Genomic DNA, 21,346 nt, shown 5'->3' with positions numbered 1-21,346 from the left:
TAACGTATTCTTTTACATCTATTGTTTGTAGGTAATGTTGATTAATTATTTAACTATAAATAAAAAGATTGTTGGTAAAATTAGAATGCAGAAAGGTAAAAGAAATGTTAGTAAAGTCTATCAATGCTGATGTGAATATTATTCAACAAGCTATTGATTCATATATAGCAGATCACAATAAATCACGATTATGTAATTGGCAACTACTTCATCGTTACACAGCGGAGCAAGAAAAATTAGAGTTGTTTTCAAAATGGCTAGCTGATGTTGAAAGAGCAGAAATACTTTCAAAATGGTTACATATTGCTGCGTATTCACAAGAGCAGCTAAATGCTTTTTTATATAACTTTATGTACGTTAAGTCGGTATCTAGCCTATCTAGTCAACTATTAAATATTGCTTATAAAACACAGTCTAAATTTGTAGATATAAATACTATTAAGAAAGAAGCAAAAATTTTAATAGGAGGTTGTAATACAACTGGTTCTCTTAGGGCTTATATAAAGAAAGCTTATGATTCGATTAGTGTAGGTAGCAGATATATACAGAGAACTAAGTTTGATGATTTTTTTACAAGTTAGAGTCCATATGGCTTTTACTTTTTATTCAAGATCTGAATTATATAAAGCTTAAAAATATTAATAAATATAAATAAAGTAAGGAGAAATAATGATAGAAGAATATAAGTTAGAAACTAGAGAAAATCCTAGTTTTGATGATCTAAAGCTGGAAGGTGAATATGTTTGTTTAGAGATTATGTCACAAGAAAAGTTAGTCGAAGGCGTGCCCACTACATTATATAGGAAGTGTGGCGAGGGGCAAAGTCAGGGCGGAAAGAATAATCGCGGTAATGTAGGTATTCTTCCGGGTTTATATAATGATTCTAAAAAAAACAGATATTATATTAAAATACCAAAGGATCCTAAAGAGATGTTTTGTGAAATGTTTCATGGGGCATTAGTAAATCAACTTAAGCTAGGTGGTTATTTAAATATTGAAGAGCCATATATTTCAGGAGCCGAAGGCATAGTCGTTGAAGTTGAAGGATCAAAAAAATTAGCTTTAAGTGTTTCTATTTTGCCTGATTTTAATGAACTATTTGGGTATTTAGGAACTGCAAAAAGTAGTGGAAAAGAAAGAGATAATGTTAAGGAAATAACAAATAGAGGTATTTATAGTAAATTTGTGGAGGGGAAATTAAAAGAAATCCCCAATGATAAAGAAGTTATGAAAAGATCTTTAGCTCTGTGCATATTACAGTCAGTAGCTTTCTTTGGTGATTATAGCTTTCACTCAAGTAATGTTGCCCTGTATGATAAAGACAAAAAGGTTGCAAAAATAGATGGAGGGGCCGCATTTAGAAGCTTTGCTAAAAACTCACCTGTTAATATATTATTTCCTCATGAATATACAGGAATGGGTTTCCATAATACTATCCATAAAAACTATATAGATTATTATACTCGGATTCCTGGACTGAAAGAATATTTACCAGGCTTTGCCTCTTATTATATAAATATGATCAATGTAGGAAGAGATCCAATATGTGATATAGTTTTAGAAAGTATTCGTATAGTGAAAGAAACTTACGCTAAAATACCTAGTGAACAATGCCCTTTTAAAAATAAAGCTTTTTCTCAGTATTTTGGTATGGATTTAAGTATTGATGAAACCCTTTTAGCGAAGCAGTTTGAAGGAATAATATATCGAAATATAAAAGGTTTTCAAAGGATAAAAACAGATAAAAAACAAAATAATAGTCTTAAGCCTGTTATAAAAGAGCAAAATAGCATTTATAGCATTCAGGCTGCGATTCTTCAAATGGTTCTTTCTCGAGGAAAAGATGTGAGATCAAAAGAAGGAAATGTTTCTCAAAAGGATAGAATTAAAAATACTCTTATGGATAATTTTAAGAATAGTTTCGAAATTAAGGATATCGATTTTTTCCTATATTTACATTTGTTATGTACTCCTAGCAGATTTATTTCATTTTCTTCAAAAACAGCTGATACGCTAGCATCCGGATTAAGTAGGTTAGCTAAAAATGATCCAGCTAGAAGATATCTTGGTATATCTCCAGGTAATCAAAAGGTTTCTAGCTCAGATTTGATGAAATCTATAAAGAAGACTTATGAAAAGGAACTAAACGCACTAAAAAATAATCCAAAAATGTATCCTGAATACTTAATTAGGCTTAATGGAAATAGTAAGGTTTGGTAAATACCACTTCTACTAATATATTTGCTTACTCTATGATACATAATATTTATATATTCAAGAATAAGAAGGTTATTAATAGATTAAAAAAAATATAAGGATAAATACAAAATGTTAGATGATCATATAACTCCTAATCAAGATGTTATACAACAAGCTATTAATGCATATATATACAATAGACCTCTTGCGAAATACTAATTATTCACCATATATATAGAAAGATTGCTTAAGAGATCCATAAAAATGCAAATAAGCTACGCAATATTGTCAAAGAAAGCCAGAATATTTAGAAAACTAACAGGTTTAAAACTAAAACATTTCAATAAAATCTTAACCGATGCCTCAAAATCCTTAGATGAAGGATTTCCAAGGATTGGCAGAAAGCCAAAAGTTGATAATCATGCAGATAGATTATTGTTAGTTTTAATATATTATCGTTGCTATATGACACAAGAATTTTTAGGCTACTTGATAGGATTAGATGAATCAAATGTAAATCGCCTAATTAGACGAGTAGAGTTACTACTAGTTAAAGAAATACATATAAAAAAAGATAGAAGCATGACTAATCAAAAAGTAGAAAGACTTTTAATAGATGCAACAGAACAGCCAATCCAGAGACCTAAGAAATTAAAACGAAGAAAGGCTAACTATTCAGGGAAGAAAAAAAGCCATACACAGAAAGTAGAAATAGCTATCAGTGAAGCAGGTCAAATAGTTAATGTTTCGAAGGTTTATCCAGGCAGTGTTCATGATATAACTGTTCGCAGAAAATCAGATAAATTAGCTCGTGATGTTGATAAATATTGTGACAATGGCTACCAAGGTATTCAAAATGAATCTACTAAAGTAAAACTCCCCTATAAAAAGCCCAAAGGAGGTTCTTTAAGTATAGAGCAGAAGAATTATAATAAATGGCTTAGTAAGATTAGGATTTATGTTGAGCATAAAATTGCAGAAATTAAAAAGTTTCGTATACTGGGTGAAACCTATAGAAGTTTTGGTAAAAAAGCTAATCTTAGGTTTAATTTAGTGGCTGGAATAGTTAATTTACAAAACGGATTCTAAAAAGAAAATACCTACTTAGAAATAAAATGCCTCTGAAGTAGTATTTCGCAAGAGGTCTAATCAAAATAAAGCTAAGTTATCTGATTGGCAACTATTTCATCATCATGGTAATTCAGGTGTAGAAAGAGCAAGAATACTTTCAAAGTGGCTAAGTAAGGCTGCAAATTCAGGAGGGTTATTTACTTTTTTAGATAGATATGTTGAACAATCTAGAGATATCACAAATTATTTAATGGCTTTGGATGCTCAAAATATAACTAGATCCAAAAAAGATCAAGAACATATTAAAAAAGAAGCAAAAATACTAATTGGAGGTAATAATACAACTAGTTCACTAAGAACCTATGTAAATAATGCTTATAAATCAATAAAAAAGCGTGAAGAACAAAATACCAGTGTATTATTCAAAAGTACCAATATAGATAATGATCTCTTCACTTGTGAAGAAAGTCAATTAGGAGAAGCGCCCAAAAAAGTGTCTAAAACCTCAGCCCATGAGATTAAAGTTTATAGAGGTGATAATAATTTATTTTTTATGAAACCTTTTAATCAATCCTCTAGAGAATACCAAAAGAATATAGATAATGGTATTGCAGAGGTCGTTTATGCTCAAATATGGCGTTATTTGATTGGTGAGAGAGCTTCCGAATCAAGGCTTGTTACTAAAAATGGCAACATAATAGGAATTTGCTCTAAAGGTTTAAAAGGCTTTACAGAGTATGGAAAAATGACAAATCAAGATAAGCTTGATACAAAAGGTTTGATATCTATTTTAGTTTTTGTTTATTTACTTATGGAAGACGATTTTCATATATTTAATTATGGTCAAATGAGTTTTGAAAATGATAAAGACAAGTATTTTGGAAAAATTGATCATGACTATATAGTTGATAAATGGAATATTTTGAGTAAAGATAGTACTAAATTTAAGATATCTGAACTATCAAAAGTTTTAAAAAGTAAAAACTTAGCCTCTTTTATTAATTTATTATCAGCTAACTCTAGATTTAATCCTGCTAGTGGTAATGATTTCATGTTGCGAGCTGCTCATACTGCTCGTGCAAAAATGAGCTCTCGTAAAAAAACAACAACTTCAAGATCTCAAGCAGCATTCTTTAGGTCTAATTTAGCAACTAGAGATAATGTTAATGAGTTTGATAAAACTATAAATACTATTAAGCAGCGTTGTAATAATCTAGAAAATGACTTGAGCAAACCACTTAAGAAACAATTAGCTAATTTTAAAGGAAAATATCCAGGTGTCAAAACTGATAAAGCTGAACAAATATTAACTTTTTTTATTCAAAGAATGCAAACATTAAAAAATGAACTCAATTGATAAAAATATAAATTTGGCTAAGTTAGGTTTGATTCATATAGTTAACCTGAAAGAAACATGTCATTCTACGACTTGATCGTAGAATCCAATTTCAAAACCTATATCCTTAGAGCTTAAAAACTTTTATTTCTTAAAAAGATAGATTTATCTATTAAATCAACACTTTCTACAAGATAAATCTAAGCTCTTAATTTCTTTTTTTTAAAATTACAATTTTTTACAAACAAGAAATATTTTAGTTATATTTTACGAGTATTATTTTATCTCAAGTCATTCAAGACTCTTACATATAGGTTAGCGTTGAGTGATTAACAGGTTAAATAATCGTATGATTTTTAGTCTGAGTTTAATGTAAAAAATAAAAAGTTAAGGAGATAATACATGGAAGATATATCTTTTAAAATACAACTAGGAGTTATTTTACCAAAGATGACGGAGGAGATCTCAGATCCTATACTTAAAATTTTCGATGAGCTTGTTGGATTTATAAAGTCAGCAGAATCTAGTGATGAGAGTATAAATAAGGATGAAATAAAAGAAATCTTGATAAAAGATTTTGAGATTTTCTTGGATAAAAAAATAATTCCAGAATCAAAGCTTCTACAGGAAAGCTCTAAGGATCTAGAAGAAAATCCAGAATCAGAAAATGAGACAGAGTAAATAAGTATAATAAGTCAAAATTAATAAGATCAAAAAAGGGGAGTAGTTTATTTAAGTCTGGGAGGTTAATTATTATGGTGATTCAACTTATACCTCTGATCTGTATCGTTGGAGGAGCATTTTTTGGCTCATGTATAGTAGTGATAGCATGTATTGAGCTAAAAAATATCATTCAAAAAATAATAATAAAACCACTTAATAAAATGGTGAAAAACATATATAAAACTTAATAATCTAAATATCTATATTTTTAAGTTTAAGTTTAAGTTTAAGTTCAATCAGAGTTTAAAATATGAATTTTTTTGCAAGATTTTTAATTATATTACTAGAACTAAGTATTATTTTTCTAAGTATTTTAATTTATCTGGTACTGATGCCCAGTTATCAGCATCTTCACACGGATCACATTTCTCTACTATATTTGGCCAAGTATTAGCAAGCTCTCTATTTAGATCAAGCATTTGCTCTTCGTTATCAGTCAGATCATCACTAGATTTGATAGCTTCAACAGGGCACTCAGGCTCACATAAAGCACAGTCTATACATTCATCTGGGTTGATTACAAGCATGTTTGGACCTTCATAGAAACAATCTACAGGACAAACTTCGACACAATCACCATATTTACATTTGATGCAATTTTCAGTAACTACAAATGGCATTTTATTTAAATCCTTTCGTTTTTTACTTAATTTTTTTGAAGAAAACCCACAAATTATAGCACAGATAAATCAAAGGTAAATATTATTCGTTTTATAAGGAGAACTATCTTAATATTAGAAATATCTATAAACTAATGATAACATAGCTTCTAGAGATTATATTGGAACTAATAAATATGAAAGCTGAATTTGACCCAAGAAAATTAATTGCAGTTACAACAATATCTGTAGCTATTCTTTTCTTTGTTACTTATCTTGTATCTATAGCAGATCATCATAATACGCTATGTAATCCTTTTATATCTGGATGCTCAGATATAACTCATGCAGGTTTTACATCATATGAGAAATATATGCTAAAGGCTATTTTAATACCTACAGCAACGCTTATGGCAGTTATTTTCTTCTTTATACAGCAACTTTTGGTACATATAAGTGATAATAGTAAAGCTGTTATTAAGCAAGGTAAGGTTATACTATTTTTAGCTATAGTTGGCTGTATAGGATTAGTGATAGGTACATCAGTAATTGATGGGCAGAATACACCGATGCAATTTCACTTAAAGAGTGTCGCGGTATTTTTTGCCTTAATGACAGCATGTCAGGTTTGGTACACAGCTATTGAATATAAATATACTGATAAAATAAACAAACTACCTGTATTGCTACGTAGGTTAGCTATATTAGTAACAGCGATAACTATGGTTGTATCAATATTTATGACACCAACTCACCAAAATCAAAGTATTATCGAATGGTGGGGTGTTTATGCTCTTATATTTTGGTTCTGGACATTCTCTATTACAAAGAGGATCTAAAAAATATTACTTCCTCTTTTTTTCATAGCATTGATCATTTATAGTAACTAATACGTATTTTCTTTTTTTGATAGTTTTATAATGTCGATAAAGTCACTATTTAGCAATTCTAATCTTAATCAATATATTGATAACAACTCTGTAAAACTAAGTGAAGTGGCAGAGAAACTTTTTAATAAAGCTAAGAATGATGAGTTTAGTAATATGCTTAGCTCACCTAATCAGCTTCAATTGATAAATCTATTTATAAAGATGATTGGTGCTAAAAATATCTTAGAAATAGGGGTTTTTCGTGGATTTTCTACTTTAGTTATGGCTCAATCCTTACCAGCTGATGGAAAAATAGAAGCTTGTGATATTAGTTATGAGTATATCGAGCCATATAAACACTTTTGGCAAGAAGCAGGCATTGATGACAAAATTAATTTAAATATAGCACCAGCTATAGAGACTTTAGATAAGTTTATGAAACTAGACAAAAAGTTTGATTTTGCCTATATTGATGCTGATAAAGAAAATTATATAAATTATTACGAGAAAACCCTAGATTTAATGAATTCTGGTGGGATTATTGCTATAGACAATGTCCTTTGGTCTGGTAAAGTTGCTGATAGCTCAGATAATGATTCAAGTACAGTTACTATTCGTAAGCTAAATGAACTGATCCATAATGATAATAGAGTAGAGGCTTGTATTATTCCTATAGGTGATGGAGTGAATTTAGTAAGAAAGTTATAAACTATTTTGCTAAATCAATATGTTTTAAAGCATCTTTAGTTGCATTTATTGTTTCTTTTATATTTTCTCCTTTTGCTAAAACAACGCCCATTCTACGCTTGCCGTGTATTTCTTTTTTACCAAAAATACGTATATCAACATTTTCTAGTTCTAAAGCTTTATCAATACCCTTAATATTTGGGTTATTAGACTCTCCCTCAAGAAGTATTGCAGCCGAAGCAGATGGTTGTAATGTTTTTATCTGAGGTATGGGTAACCCAAGTATTGCACGTAGATGTAACTCAAATTCATTTATGTTTTGCGATATTAGTGTGACCATACCCGTGTCATGAGGACGAGGAGATACTTCATTAAAAAACACCTCATCACCTTTTATAAACAGCTCAACGCCAAAGATACCATAGCCACCTAAAGCATCTGTTATTTTCTTAGCTATTTGTTGCGATTTTTCTAAAGCTTTTTCAGACATAGTATGAGGCTGCCAAGAGAAACGATAGTCACCATCTTTTTGGATATGACCAATAGGGTCGCAAAAGGAAGTACCATCTTTGTGACGTACAGTTAAAAGTGTAATTTCATAGTCAAAATCTATGAATTGTTCAACAATTACACCTTTTGCATGCCCTCTTGAATCACTTTGAGCATAGTCCCATGCTTCTTCGATTTGTTTAGAATCTTTAACTATAGATTGTCCTTTACCTGATGAGCTCATCACAGGTTTAATAACATACGGAAGACTTATCTTTTTAACAGCATCTAGATATTCTTCTTCAGAATTCGCAAATGCAAATTTTGAAGTTGGTAAATCAAGGTCTTGTGCTGCCAGAGCCCTTATACCTTGGCGATCCATGGTTAGTTTAGTGGCTTTGGCACATGGGATGATATTAAAACCTTGGTTTTCTAACCTTATCAAAGTATCTGTATTTATAGCTTCTATCTCTGGGACAATATGTGTAGGAGCTTTATCTAAAATCAGCCTCTCTAGCTCACCACCATCTAGCATGTTTATAACATAGCTCTCGTGAGCTACTTGCATAGCCGGAGCATTATTATAACGATCAACGGCAATTGTATGTATACCTAATCTTTGAGCTGCTATTATAAATTCTTTACCAAGCTCACCAGAGCCTAGTAGCATTATTCTAATATTATTCATAAATTCTTCTTATAAAAAATAGTTGTTATTCATATAATATCTTTAATTTTTATTAATTTCATTTGCTAAGTATTTGGCTATATTATATTTGTTAAATTTTATTGCTAAATCTAATGCTGTTTTTCCATTTTTATTTTTTATACCTAAATTAGCTCCTGAATTAACTAGTGCTTTAACTATTTCTATATCCCCTATTCTTACTGCTTGCATTAGAGCAGTTTCATCCTCTGGACTTAGGTAGTCAACTTTAGCACCAGAATTAATTAGAGCTTTAACAATATTTGAATTTCCTTTTTTAGAACAAGCATTAGATAAAACACTTTCTTCTAATATATTTTTTGATATGGCATTCACATTAGCACCTGAGTTTATCAAGACATTTACTGTTTTTAGATTACCACTCGTTGTGGCGTACATTAAAGGTGTAAATCCGTCTTGATCAAATGAGTTTACATTTGCGCCATGACTAATTAATAAGAGCACAACATCACTATGGCCGCCTAAGCAAGCTAAAGCCAAAGAGTTGTTGTCAATTTTAGCTCCCATATTAATTAAAGTTTGAGTATTTTGAATATTACCAGCAAAGCTTGCATAAGATAAAGCAGTAGAACCAACAGTATTTTTGGCATTTATATTAGAGCCGCTTTTAATTAATGCTTTTATAGTTTCAGATTGCCCTTTGATTGCGCTAACTTTCATTAAAGGAGTTACCCCATGACTATCATAGCTATAACAAAAAGTAATGAATAAGGAAAAATAAATTGTAATAATAGTCTTTTTCATATTTAGAAATACTTTTTTCTTTTATTATTAATGATAAAGAAGAAAAAAGATTTTAGAAGAAGATTTATTTAGAGAAAACTATATTATTGTTAGTGTCGACATCAACAACGATTTTCTCTTCAGCTTTAAACTCACCATCTAGTAGTTTAAGAGCTAAAGGATTCTCTAAGTTGTTTTGGATAGCACGCTTAAGCGGTCTAGCTCCAAACACAGGATCAAAACCAGCATCAGCTAGTTTATCCATAGCATTTGGTGTGACTTCTAGAGCAATTTCCAAATCAGTTAAGCGTTTTTCTAAGCGCTTGATTTGTATCTTAGCTATTTCTGTAATCATCTCTTTATTTAGAGGTTCAAATACAATAGCATCATCAACTCTGTTTACAAATTCTGGTCTGAAGTGGCTAAGCACCATTTCCATTACAGCAGATTTTACTGTTTCATAGTCTTGGTCTTGCATTTCTTGAATCTTATGAGATCCAAGATTTGAAGTCATAACTATTACAGTGTTTTTAAAGTCTACTGTTCTACCTTGGCCATCAGTTAAACGACCATCATCCAATACTTGTAGTAGTATGTTAAATACATCAGCATGTGCTTTTTCAACCTCATCTAATAGAATTACTGAATAAGGCTTTCTTCTGACATGCTCTGTTAAATAGCCACCTTGCTCATAACCAACATACCCTGGAGGAGCACCAATCAATCTAGCTACAGAATGTTTCTCCATAAACTCAGACATATCTACTCTAAGCATTGCATCCTGGTCATCAAACAAGAATTCTGCTAAAGCTTTTGTAAGTTCTGTTTTACCTACACCTGTTGGACCTAAGAACATAAATGAACCTATTGGTCTATTTGGATCAGATAAGCCGGAACGAGATCTTCTAACAGCATTAGAGACTGCTTTTATAGCTTGATCTTGACCAATTACTCTTTTATGTAAGAAGCTCTCCATATTTAGAAGCTTCTCTTTTTCTCCTTCCATCATTTTAGATACAGGTATACCAGTAGCTTTTGATACTACATCTGCTATCTCATTCTCAGTAACAGATGTTCTAACAAGCTTGTTCTCAGAAGGTTCTGCCTCAGTTTCTTCTATTTGTTTTATTTGAGTTTCAAGTTCAGGTATTACACCATATTGTAGTTCTGACATCTTTGTCAGATCACCAGCTCTTTGGTATTTTTCTAGCTCAAACTTAGCTTTCTCAAGTTTTTCTTTAAGCTTACTAGCTCCTTGCATCTTAAGCTTTTCAGCTTTCCATAGCTCTTCAAAACCTTTATATTCAGATTCTAAGCCTTTTATTTCTTCTTTAAGTATTTCTAGGCGTTTTTTTGTAGCTTCATCTTTTTCTTTTTTTAGCTGCTCACGTTGCATTTTAAGCTGGATGATTCTACGGTATAAACTTTCCATTTTCTCTGGTTTAGAATCTATTTCCATACGGATTTGGCTACCAGCTTCATCAACTAGATCAATAGCTTTATCAGGAAGTTGTCTATCGCTTATATATCTATGTGATAAAGTAGCTGCACTTACAATAGCAGAATCTGTGATATTTACACCATGGTGCAGCTCATATCTCTCTTTTAAGCCTCTAAGTATAGCAATAGTGTCCTCAACTGTAGGCTCATCAACTAGCACTTTTTGGAATCTTCTCTCAAGAGCAGGATCTTTTTCAACATACTCGCGATATTCATCTAGAGTTGTTGCACCCACACATTTTAATTCACCTCTTGCTAGAGCAGGCTTAAGCATGTTGCCAGCATCCATAGATCCTTCGGATTTACCAGCACCAACCATAGTGTGTAATTCATCGATAAATAAGATTACATTACCATCTTGTTTTGCTAGTTCTTTTAGTACAGATTTTAAGCGCTCTTCAAAGTCACCTCTAAATTTTGCACCTGCCAATAGAGCACCCATATCTAGAGATAGGACTTTTTTACCTTTGATACCTTCTGGAACTTCATTGTTTATTATTCTTTGAGCTAGACCTTCAACAATCGCAGTCTTACCAACACCAGGCTCACCAATAAGAACTGGATTATTCTTTGTTCTACGCTGTAATACTTGTATTGTTCTACGAATCTCACTATCTCTACCTATAATAGGATCTATTTTTCCTTTTTTTGCTAGATCTGTTAAATCAACAGTATATTTATCTAGCGCTCCTTTCATATCTTCTTGATTTTGGTTACTCACTTTTTCTCCCCCTCTATAATCATCAACTGCTTTGGTAATTTTTTCTTTTGTTATATTAAACTTATTATATAATCCTGCCAGACTCTTATCTTCTATTGATGCTAATAAGAAAATCTCACTTGAGATAAACTCATCGCCATTTTTATTTGCTAGATCTTGCATTTTATGTAATGTAGTTATTAAATCTCTAGATGGAGATACTTGTGAATTACCTTCTCCTGATAATACAGCTACTCCATCGACAATATCTTTAACTGCTTTAGTAAAATCTTTTGAGTTAACTCCACAGACACTTAGTATAGATGTCACCACACTGTCATTTTGCTCTAATAGAGCTTTTAACAAGTGGGCAGATGTAAACTCAGTAGCCTTTTGCTGAAATGCATATGATTGAGCTTCAGCCAAAGCTTCTTGTAGTTTTATTGTGAACTTATTTATATCCATTACTTAATTTCCCCTTAATAAAAAATTATGTACTATATATCTAGGGGCGTTAATTATTTTTTCAAGGAATAAGTTATTTTTATTAGAAAAAATATACATATAAGATTATCTATATTGTTAGATAGTGTTGTTATAGATTTATTAAATTTATTTAAGTAATATTGTTGCAAATCTATTAAAATTCTAAATTTAATATGCCGATTGGTTTATAGAGTATATAACTTTTCTATACTCAAAATATCTTTTGTCTATGCTGAGTAAATTCTGTTTTAAAAAGAGAAATGTATAAATCTTTTTTGAAAGAAAATCTAAAAAAATATTAAAGATTATGGTGTGACTTTTGTTAATTTATACCATTTTGGTAAAATATAACTACAATACCAACATAAAAGGAGTCAATATGTCACTCATAAAAGATAGAGAAAAAGAGAAAGAAAATAAAGAGGCTCTACATTTAGATATTGATGAAAGTGTGGTTGCTGAGTTACAAGAATATCTAAAGTGGGCAAAGATTGAAGATAAATCTCATTTTATAGAAGAAGCCTGTAAGTATATATTCCAGACAGATAACGATTGGAAAAAATTTAAAAAAGATCACTTTGAAGCTACAGGTTCTCACCTTATCGATAAAATAGAAACTGATTTTGATATTACTAATCAAATGGTTAAGACTGTTGATTTAATCTGCCAATAAATTTATGAATTTTGTAAAATATAGCTATAGCAGTAGATATTTATATTTTAACAGTTATGGATTTTTTCTTTTTAGGATTAGAAGAATCATTAGGTAGTGATAATAAGTTTGTAAAGCTAAACAAGTTAGTTACCTTTGAAAAGTTTAGGAAAACACTTAAAGGTATCTATACTCAAGATATGACAAGGCAAGGTAGACCCGCCTATGATAGTATAATGATGTTTAAACTTTTGTTACTAGGGCAGTGGTATAGTCTAAGCGATAGAGAATTAGCATCTAGTTTAAGGCTAAGAATTGATTTCATGTATTTCACAGGTTTTACGCCAACGTCTAACTTACCTGATTATAGTACTATTAATAAGTTCAGAAACTTATTAATAGAAAAGAAAAAATATAAAAGGCTACTTAAAGAATTTAACAAACAGCTAGAAGCATTAGGCTTATCGATAAATAATGCCAAAGGTGCAATTATAGATGCTACCTTAGTTGAATCTGCAGGCAGACCTAATAAGCATATGGATAATCCAGTAGAAGATAGAAAAGAAGACAAAACCTCTATTCCTGATATTTCATATGGTAAAGATGTAGATGCAAGATGGATTAAGAAAGGTAATAAGAGTCATTATGGCTATAAAGTTTTTGCTAGTGTAGATGATAAGTATGGTTTCATACAAACAATACATACAGAGTCAGCAGAAGTCTATGAGGCTCATAGATTAGAAACAATGTTAGAAGATATTAACTGTAAACAGTTATTAGCAGATAAGGCATATGATACTGCTGCTAATAGAGAATTACTAAAAGCTAACAAAATTAATAATCGTGTACTTAAAAAAGCAGTTAGAAATAAACCACTAACTAAGAGACAAAAATTACGAAACATTCTTATATCTAAAGTTAGATATAAGGTTGAACAATGCTTTGGCACGATGAAAAGAAAGTTTAACTTTACTAGAGCTAGTTACTTCTCTACAGTAAAAGTAAATGCACAAGCTTTGTTAAAAGCTATATGTTTTAACGCATTAAAAGCTGTCAATTTAATGGCTTAACTAGGATAGGTGTATTCATATCGGTACAAAATGCCGATATGAAACACAAAATAAGGATTTTAAAGTCAGATTTCTCTAAAAATACTCAAGATTAAGAGACATGAAAAAGGTCTTAGATTAACTCAACAGCCTTTGGTTGGTGAGGATGAAGGTATGATTAACCTTGAAGATGAGCATAACTTAGGTAATCAATTACAGAAGAAAAATAAATAAAGATACTTTTTATTTTTTATAACTTGTTTGAGCCAGTAGCTAGTTTAGATTATGACTAAAACAAAATCTGTTTTGCTACTTTGTTGTTTTTGATTTCATTTCTTTAACAAAACAACTAAGTTGTTTAAGCATTTCATCTTTATCAGATAAATTATTTTGAATTATTTTGACTGTTGCAGATCCTGATATTGCTCCAGAAGCACCAGCCTTTATTGCTTTAGCTACTTGTTCTGGGGTTGAGATTCCAAAGCCAAGTATTGGTTCTGGAGCATTATATTCCTTGAGTTTCTTAAGCACATCTTCAACAGGCATATTTGCAACAGTCTCTGCTCCGGTTACACCAACCCTTGAAAGAAGATAAGTATAGCCACTACCAAGTTGAGATACCTGTTTTAATAAGTTTTTATCAGCATCAGGAGGAGCAATAAATATTTGCGAGATACCAATTTTTTCAGCAATATCACGAAACTCTTTAGATTCATGAGCTGGTACATCAGCTATAAGTATAGAGTCAACACCAGCATTTAGACATTTTTTATAAAAATTTTCTATACCGTTTGCATAGACAAGGTTTGCATATAAAAGTAGACCTATAGGAATATCTTGGTATTTATTCCTGATTTTAGTCAAAATCTCAAAACAATCATCAGGAGTAATGCCACTGTCTAATGCTCTGATATTTGCTTCTTGTATAGTTGGTCCATCTGCTAAAGGGTCAGAAAATGGTATTCCTAACTCTAGAGCATCGGCACCAGATTGAACTAAGGTATCTATGATTTCAAAGGATAAATCTTTATTGGGATCACCGATTGTTACAAACGGGATAAAAGCGCCTTCATTCTTAGATTTTAATTTCTCAAATAAATTATTATAACGACTCATTATTGCACCTCCCCTTTTTGTTTCAAAATATCATGAACTGTGAAGATATCCTTATCACCACGTCCAGAGAGGTTTACAATAAGTGTCTGTTCTTTATTAGGATTTTCAAAAGCAAGCTTTAGAGCATATGCAAGAGCGTGGGAAGATTCTAATGCTGGGATAATACCTTCTTTACGACATAGAAGTTTAAATGCATCTAGTGCCTCATCATCTGTAGCTGAGACATATTCAGCTCGTCCAATTGATTGTAAATATGCATGTTGAGGTCCAACAGAAGGAAAATCTAGTCCTGCAGATACTGAATAAGACTCTTCTATTTGGCCATTAGTGTCCTGCATTAGAGGAGCTTTCATTCCAAAGAAAATACCTGTCTTACCATGCTTGAGAGGTGCTCCATGCTGATTTGTATCTATCCCTTTGCCTGCTGGTTCTACTCCAATAAGTTTAACATTCTCTTCATCAATAAAGTCAGCAAATATACCTATAGCGTTTGAGCCACCACCTACACAAGCTATTATTGCATCAGGAAGCTTACCTTCTTTTGCTAAAATTTGCTGTTTAGTCTCTTCACCAATGATTCTTTGGAACTCTCTAACAATAGTAGGGAAAGGGTGAGGGCCTGCGGCAGTACCAAGTAAGTAGTGTGCTCTACTATAACTTTCAGACCAGTCTCTTAGAGCTTCATTACAAGCATCTTTTAGTGTTGCTGAGCCACTATGAACAGGTATTACCTCAGCACCCATAAGTCTCATCCTAAAGACATTTGGATTTTGACGCTCAACATCTTTTGCACCCATGTAAACCTTACATTTTAGATCTAATAGAGCACATGCTAATGCTGTAGCTACCCCATGTTGACCAGCACCAGTTTCAGCAATGATTTCTTTCTTACCCATTCTCTTAGCAAGAAGAGCTTGACCTAAAACTTGATTAGTCTTATGAGCGCCACCATGAAGTAAGTCTTCTCTTTTAAGATATAGTTTAGTTTTAGTACTTTTAACTAGGTTTTTTGTTAGTGTTAGAGCTGTTGGGCGACCTGCATACTCTTGTAGAAGTTCTTTAAATTCCTTTTTAAAAGCTTCATCATTTTGTGCCTTTATGAATTCTTGCTCAAGTTGCTCAAGAGCTGGAACAAGTAGCTGAGGCACAAACTGACCTCCAAATTCACCAAAATAAGCATTTAGTTTTGACATTATAAATATATAGCTAATTAATTTTATTGCTTATATTATCGCTAATATTTTGCTCAAAGGCTAGGGTAGATGATGTGCTAAGATTAAAATTATTTAAGTTTATAAATATCAGAAAATTTGTTCTTTAGGTACTCAATATAGTATTTTGCATTTAAGTATTCGCCACACATATTATGTATCACTTTATTGGCAGGTTTTAGACTACCAAACTTATGGATATTCTCATTTAAAAATTTAAGAACTAAATTTAGATTGTTTTCCTCTATTGCTTGATTAACATCAAACTTCTTATCCATATAATGGAATATCTGAGAAGCATAGGCACTACCTAGAGCATATGTTGGGAAATAACCAAATAATCCAGCAGCCCAGTGAACATCTTGTAATATACCATTAGTATAATTATCAGAACTAATTCCTAGGTATTTTTGATATTTATCGTTCCAAAGTTTTGGCAGTTCTTTAACAGGTATATCTTTTTCAAAAATTTCTTTTTCTATTTCAAAACGCACAAGTATGTGTAGTGAATAAGTTAGTTCATCAGCTTCTACACGGATTAGACTTGGACTAACTTTATTTATCGCTTTATAAAAATCATCAATATCGACTTTTTTGAGGTTCTCTGGAAATGCCTGTTGAAGGTCTGTATAGTTAGCCTTCCAGAAGGATTTATTTTTACCAACCAGGTTTTCATAAAAGCGTGATTGTGACTCGTGCACTCCTAGGCTCACACCTGTGCCAAGAATTGTATTATAAATATCATCACCAATATTCTGCTCGTACATTGCATGCCCTGTTTCATGAATCGTACTAAACAATGATGATGTGAAAAGGTTTTCTATGTAACGAGTAGTCATCCTAACGTCATATTTATTGAAATTTAGTGTAAATGGGTGAGCACTTTCTTTTAAAACGCCACTTTCAAAATTAAACCCTAGTTGTTTTGCAATTTTATGAGAATATTTTTTTTGCTTTTCAATATTATAGTTTTGATCAATATATGTAGTATCGACCTGCTTAGTTGATTTGATTTTCTCTAATAATGGCACTATATTTTCTTTTAGGCTATTAAAAAAAGGTTCTAACTTAGCAACAGTCATTCCTTCTTCATATTCATCTAGTAGTACATCATAAGGATGCTCAGAATATCCTATCCGTTTTATATATTTTTTCTGATAGCTTATTATTTTTTCTAGAAATGGTGCAAACATTTCAAAATTATTGTTTTCGCGAGCCTCTGCCCAAATGCTTTGTGCTTGAGATAAGAGTTTGTTGTATTCTACATACTCATGTTTTGGTATTTTGTTAAGCTTATCTTTCTCTTTAGTAGTTAGATATACAATTCTCTTATTAATCTCATCAAGTTCGGCATAATCTTTATTTAAAAAATCTAAACAGTTATCAAGCTCATTATTATTGACAGTCTCGTAGACCTTTTCACTAAGAAAACCAAGAACTTCTGATGTGGTTTTTATTGAGTTTTTGGGAGCCTCTGTTTCCAGGTCCCAGTGCATTAAAGAGATTGCGTGATTATAATTCTTCTTTTGAGATAGCTTGCTCTGAAGTATCTGGAGTTTGTTTTTGATTTCGCTCATTCTTTAACTTCTCCTCTTGCTTTCTTTCATTTGAGATAGTTCGTCTTAGTAGAGTATCATATATTGGTTTTTGATGATGAATATATGTCAGCATTGATGCACTAAGACAAGTTATCATAAGAGGTAGTAATAATTGGTAGTTCCAAGTCATTTCAATTACAAGAGTGATACCTGTTAACGGAGCTCCAACTGTAGCAGTAAATAATGCGCTCATTCCAGCAACAGCAAAAACACCAGCCTCAACATTATATTGAGGGAAAAGTTGATTTACAGCAAGCCCATAAGCAAGCCCAAAAATAGTGCCTAGTGCAATCATCGGAGCAAATATGCCACCTGTAACACCAGTACCATAAGAGAAAATTACACCAGCGAAACGCAATGCAAACACAAGAAGTAACATTTTAATAGAAAGGTTATAATCAAGAGCATTTGCTATAACCACATATCCACCACCGACAGCATTAGGAGCAAGAACCACTCCTGTACCAAATATTACACAGACAATTACAACAAGAGTCCAATATCTTTTCTTTGAGCCATTCGAGAAGAAGTTAGCAACTTTAATCAGAGATTTATTAAATAATAATCCAAAGTATCCAAAGACAATACCTAAAACAACAAAAAGCCAAAGAGTGTTTTGCGGTACTGAACTAAATGTTTCAACTCTTATAGCTGGTGGATTACCCATTATAGCTCTAGAGACAACAGTACTCATGATACATGCTACAATGACACATTTAATCGCAGATACACTGAATCTAAATTTTCTATTCATTTCCTCTATTACAAAGACTATTCCGGATAGAGGTGTATTAAAGGCTGCTGCTAGACCAGCGCCAGCACCAGCTGATATAACAGCATTAGCATATTTTTTAGTTAACTTAAATTTATCAACAAAGAATTGTGCGATGGCTGCTGCCATGTGAATTGAAGGTCCTTCTTTACCTAAGCTTAGACCAGAACCCAATGAAAAAAGTCCACTGACAAATTTTACAGGAACTACGCGTTTGCGTAATTTTCTACAACCTTTTAGAGTCCCTTCAACTTCCTGAATACCACTTCCACCAGCTTCTTTAGCAAATCTTTTGACAATAAGTACAGATATTATTACCATCGCTGTAGTGATTGATATCGATATTAAGACTTGTAGTATAGTATTACCACCACAAAGTGAAAAAAGCACTTTTTTATATGATGATATTAAATCTAAAAGTAGCTGAAAGGAAGTCGCTATCAAGCCAATCATAATACCTATAAGAGCACCAGATAAAACTAGCACCCAAATATGTCTGTTATTTGTGTAATATCTATCTAATACCTTATTGCTCATGGGAAAATTAAACTTGACATAACTATTGCCACAAATTATACATTTTTAAATCTAATTAAAAAGGAAAAGTTTAGGAAAAAATAAAACAATAGTTGATTAGTTGATATTTTTCGTTATTTCATTTGCTAAATCAGCAGATTTTTTCTCATCTCCTAAAACTCCATAGCGAATTTTTATTTCAGTTGTACGGTTTTTTATACTCGTTAAATCTATAGAGATATCACTACCTGTTTTAGAGTCAAAAGCCTTAGACCTCTTGCGAAATACTACTTCAGAGGCATTTTATTTCTAAGTAGGTATTTTCTTTTTAGAATCCGTTTTGTAAATTAACTATTCCAGCCACTAAATTAAACCTAAGATTAGCTTTTTTACCAAAACTTCTATAGGTTTCACCCAGTATACGAAACTTTTTAATTTCTGCAATTTTATGCTCAACATAAATCCTAATCTTACTAAGCCATTTATTATAATTCTTCTGCTCTATACTTAAAGAACCTCCTTTGGGCTTTTTATAGGGGAGTTTTACTTTAGTAGATTCATTTTGAATACCTTGGTAGCCATTGTCACAATATTTATCAACATCACGAGCTAATTTATCTGATTTTCTGCGAACAGTTATATCATGAACACTGCCTGGATAAACCTTCGAAACATTAACTATTTGACCTGCTTCACTGATAGCTATTTCTACTTTCTGTGTATGGCTTTTTTTCTTCCCTGAATAGTTAGCCTTTCTTCGTTTTAATTTCTTAGGTCTCTGGATTGGCTGTTCTGTTGCATCTATTAAAAGTCTTTCTACTTTTTGATTAGTCATGCTTCTATCTTTTTTTATATGTATTTCTTTAACTAGTAGTAACTCTACTCGTCTAATTAGGCGATTTACATTTGATTCATCTAATCCTATCAAGTAGCCTAAAAATTCTTGTGTCATATAGCAACGATAATATATTAAAACTAACAATAATCTATCTGCATGATTATCAACTTTTGGCTTTCTGCCAATCCTTGGAAATCCTTCATCTAAGGATTTTGAGGCATCGGTTAAGATTTTATTGAAATGTTTTAGTTTTAAACCTGTTAGTTTTCTAAATATTCTGGCTTTCTTTGACAATATTGCGTAGCTTATTTGCATTTTTATGGATCTCTTAAGCAATCTTTCTATATATATGGTGAATAATTAGTATTTCGCAAGAGGTCTCTTTATTTCAGCAGATATTTTTGAGTATGAATTTTCCTTAAGGGAGTATTTACTGTTACTTTGTATTGCTTTTATCGTAGCATTATATACAGTCCTTAAATCACGAGGAATTTCTATAATATAGTTGCCGTTTATATAATACACTGTTCCACCAGCAACAACTGCTGTACCAATTAAGACAACCGCTAATACACAACTATTTAGGCAACAAACAGTCAGTATAGATAATATTATTAGGCGAAATTTTTTGTACATTATATAAGTATTAAGCTTTTTGGTGTACGTTAGCTTGGATTTGATCCATTAGAGTAGATGACATTTGTTGATTCCCAAAAGTACCAAATTTAATAGTAACCTTTGAGGCATTATTTGTAAGTTTCTCTATTTCTATAGAGAAGCTAGTACTATCTATTTTTGTAGCACCTTCAATATCAGCATTATTATTTGTATTATCAATAGTTTTAGAAACTAATACAAAGTCATTATTTTCTTTTACTGCTTTTAAAGCCGCTTTGTAAACATCCTTATAGTCTCCTTGGATGTTCATAGAGTAATTTCCATCAATATATGCGACTGTTCCACCACCAACAGCCACAGCAGCAAGTATACAGCTGTTTAATGTTATTAAAGAGCAAGATACTAGTGATATGAAAAAGAGTTTTCTAAGGAGTTTCATTTTTTATCCTATCTTATTTTACATTCTTCTGAATTTGATCCATTAGGGTAGATGACATTTGCTGATCTCCAAAAGTACCAAACTTGATAGTGGCCTTCGACACATCATTAGTAACTTTCGTTATCTCTACAGAGAAGCTAGTACTATCTATTTTTGTAGCACCTTCAACTTCAGCTTTATAATGTTTACTATCGATAGTTTTAGAAATTAATACAAAGTCATTATTTTTTTTCACCGCTTTTAATGCCGCTTCATAAACTTCTTTGTAGTTCCCTTGCATATTCATAGAGTAGTTTCCATCAGTATATGCGACTGTTCCATCACCAACAGGTACCGCAGTGTGTACACAACTATTTAATGCTATCACAGAGCAAGAGATAAGTGACATCAAAAGAAGTTTTTTGAGGAGTTTCATTTTTTATCCTATC

At 31.6% G+C, this 21,346-nt stretch carries 21 protein-coding genes and 1 pseudogene; 9 read left to right on the top strand and 13 right to left on the bottom strand.

Annotated features, from left to right (window positions below):
* Window positions 1–104: 104 nt before the first annotated feature.
* From F7310_RS10040 to F7310_RS10020, 5 genes are all read left to right on the top strand, one after another.
* Window positions 105–581, top strand: coding sequence for a hypothetical protein (locus F7310_RS10040; protein WP_072713433.1), 477 nt, complete (start codon window positions 105–107; stop codon window positions 579–581).
* Window positions 582–669: 88 nt separating this feature from the next.
* Window positions 670–2,220, top strand: a complete 1,551-nt coding sequence (locus F7310_RS10035) for a hypothetical protein (RefSeq protein ID WP_072713432.1) — start codon at window positions 670–672, stop codon at window positions 2,218–2,220.
* Window positions 2,221–2,463: 243 nt separating this feature from the next.
* Window positions 2,464–3,288, top strand: coding sequence for a transposase family protein (locus tag F7310_RS10030; RefSeq protein WP_072711046.1), 825 nt, complete (start codon window positions 2,464–2,466; stop codon window positions 3,286–3,288).
* A gap of 232 nt (window positions 3,289–3,520) precedes the next feature.
* Window positions 3,521–4,627: a hypothetical protein gene (locus F7310_RS10025; RefSeq protein WP_072713431.1), complete on the top strand. Its 1,107-nt coding sequence runs from the start codon at window positions 3,521–3,523 to the stop codon at window positions 4,625–4,627.
* A 381-nt stretch (window positions 4,628–5,008) separates the two neighbouring features.
* Entirely contained in the window at window positions 5,009–5,287 is a 279-nt protein-coding gene (locus F7310_RS10020; RefSeq protein ID WP_072713430.1) for a hypothetical protein, read from the top strand.
* Between the two features lie 338 nt (window positions 5,288–5,625).
* Here F7310_RS10020 and fdxA read toward each other — a convergent pair whose 3' ends face one another.
* On the bottom strand, window positions 5,626–5,949 hold the full coding sequence (gene fdxA / locus F7310_RS10015) for a ferredoxin FdxA (RefSeq protein WP_072713429.1): 324 nt from the start codon (window positions 5,947–5,949) through the stop codon (window positions 5,626–5,628).
* A 176-nt stretch (window positions 5,950–6,125) separates the two neighbouring features.
* Between fdxA and F7310_RS10010 the strand changes: the two genes are divergently transcribed.
* Together F7310_RS10010 and F7310_RS10005 are read left to right on the top strand one after the other, a co-directional pair.
* Entirely contained in the window at window positions 6,126–6,767 is a 642-nt protein-coding gene (locus tag F7310_RS10010) for a hypothetical protein (protein WP_072713428.1), read from the top strand.
* A gap of 81 nt (window positions 6,768–6,848) precedes the next feature.
* Window positions 6,849–7,505 carry an O-methyltransferase gene (locus tag F7310_RS10005; protein WP_072713427.1) on the top strand — a complete coding sequence of 219 codons (657 nt, stop codon included), beginning with the start codon at window positions 6,849–6,851 and terminating at the stop codon, window positions 7,503–7,505.
* 1 nt (window position 7,506) lies between these two features.
* Here the strand turns inward: F7310_RS10005 and purT are convergent, their stop codons facing one another.
* From purT to clpB, 3 genes are all read right to left on the bottom strand, one after another.
* Window positions 7,507–8,661 (bottom strand): formate-dependent phosphoribosylglycinamide formyltransferase, encoded by a 1,155-nt coding sequence (gene purT, locus F7310_RS10000; RefSeq protein ID WP_072713426.1) that lies wholly within the window; start codon window positions 8,659–8,661, stop codon window positions 7,507–7,509.
* Window positions 8,662–8,703: 42 nt separating this feature from the next.
* Complete coding sequence (locus tag F7310_RS09995; RefSeq protein WP_072713425.1) at window positions 8,704–9,444, bottom strand: ankyrin repeat domain-containing protein; 741 nt, start codon at window positions 9,442–9,444, stop codon at window positions 8,704–8,706.
* Between the two features lie 64 nt (window positions 9,445–9,508).
* Window positions 9,509–12,088 (bottom strand): ATP-dependent chaperone ClpB, encoded by a 2,580-nt coding sequence (gene clpB, locus F7310_RS09990; RefSeq protein WP_072713424.1) that lies wholly within the window; start codon window positions 12,086–12,088, stop codon window positions 9,509–9,511.
* A gap of 400 nt (window positions 12,089–12,488) precedes the next feature.
* Between clpB and F7310_RS09985 the strand changes: the two genes are divergently transcribed.
* Window positions 12,489–12,782: a hypothetical protein gene (locus F7310_RS09985; RefSeq protein ID WP_072713423.1), complete on the top strand. Its 294-nt coding sequence runs from the start codon at window positions 12,489–12,491 to the stop codon at window positions 12,780–12,782.
* A gap of 56 nt (window positions 12,783–12,838) precedes the next feature.
* Complete coding sequence (locus F7310_RS09980; RefSeq protein WP_072712481.1) at window positions 12,839–13,831, top strand: IS5 family transposase; 993 nt, start codon at window positions 12,839–12,841, stop codon at window positions 13,829–13,831.
* Between the two features lie 288 nt (window positions 13,832–14,119).
* Here F7310_RS09980 and trpA read toward each other — a convergent pair whose 3' ends face one another.
* From trpA to F7310_RS09935, 9 genes and pseudogenes are all read right to left on the bottom strand, one after another.
* The gene (gene trpA / locus F7310_RS09975; protein WP_072713422.1) at window positions 14,120–14,926 is read right to left on the bottom strand and encodes a tryptophan synthase subunit alpha; all 807 of its coding nucleotides are present in this window, start codon (window positions 14,924–14,926) and stop codon (window positions 14,120–14,122) included.
* On the bottom strand, window positions 14,926–16,119 hold the full coding sequence (gene trpB, locus F7310_RS09970) for a tryptophan synthase subunit beta (protein WP_072713421.1): 1,194 nt from the start codon (window positions 16,117–16,119) through the stop codon (window positions 14,926–14,928). Before trpB ends, trpA begins: the two co-directional genes overlap by 1 nt.
* 89 nt (window positions 16,120–16,208) lie before the next feature.
* The gene (locus F7310_RS09965) at window positions 16,209–17,714 is read right to left on the bottom strand and encodes a carboxypeptidase M32 (RefSeq protein ID WP_072713420.1); all 1,506 of its coding nucleotides are present in this window, start codon (window positions 17,712–17,714) and stop codon (window positions 16,209–16,211) included.
* Window positions 17,650–19,044: a H(+)/Cl(-) exchange transporter ClcA gene (gene clcA, locus F7310_RS09960; RefSeq protein WP_072713419.1), complete on the bottom strand. Its 1,395-nt coding sequence runs from the start codon at window positions 19,042–19,044 to the stop codon at window positions 17,650–17,652. Before clcA ends, F7310_RS09965 begins: the two co-directional genes overlap by 65 nt.
* 96 nt (window positions 19,045–19,140) lie before the next feature.
* Window positions 19,141–19,272 (bottom strand): annotated as a pseudogene (locus tag F7310_RS09955) (DUF3568 family protein); the annotation flags it as partial.
* Window positions 19,273–19,351: 79 nt separating this feature from the next.
* Window positions 19,352–20,176 carry a transposase family protein gene (locus F7310_RS09950; protein ID WP_072711046.1) on the bottom strand — a complete coding sequence of 275 codons (825 nt, stop codon included), beginning with the start codon at window positions 20,174–20,176 and terminating at the stop codon, window positions 19,352–19,354.
* 45 nt (window positions 20,177–20,221) lie between these two features.
* Window positions 20,222–20,497 (bottom strand): DUF3568 family protein, encoded by a 276-nt coding sequence (locus F7310_RS09945; RefSeq protein ID WP_072713418.1) that lies wholly within the window; start codon window positions 20,495–20,497, stop codon window positions 20,222–20,224.
* A 10-nt stretch (window positions 20,498–20,507) separates the two neighbouring features.
* Window positions 20,508–20,918, bottom strand: a complete 411-nt coding sequence (locus F7310_RS09940; RefSeq protein WP_072713417.1) for a DUF3568 domain-containing protein — start codon at window positions 20,916–20,918, stop codon at window positions 20,508–20,510.
* Window positions 20,919–20,931: 13 nt separating this feature from the next.
* Window positions 20,932–21,333 carry a DUF3568 family protein gene (locus F7310_RS09935; RefSeq protein WP_072713416.1) on the bottom strand — a complete coding sequence of 134 codons (402 nt, stop codon included), beginning with the start codon at window positions 21,331–21,333 and terminating at the stop codon, window positions 20,932–20,934.
* Between the last annotated feature and the right edge of the window lie 13 nt (window positions 21,334–21,346).

It is taken from the genome of Francisella uliginis, assembly GCF_001895265.1.
GTDB lineage: Bacteria > Pseudomonadota > Gammaproteobacteria > Francisellales > Francisellaceae > Francisella > Francisella uliginis.
This window is presented reverse-complemented; position numbering and strand designations above follow the sequence as displayed.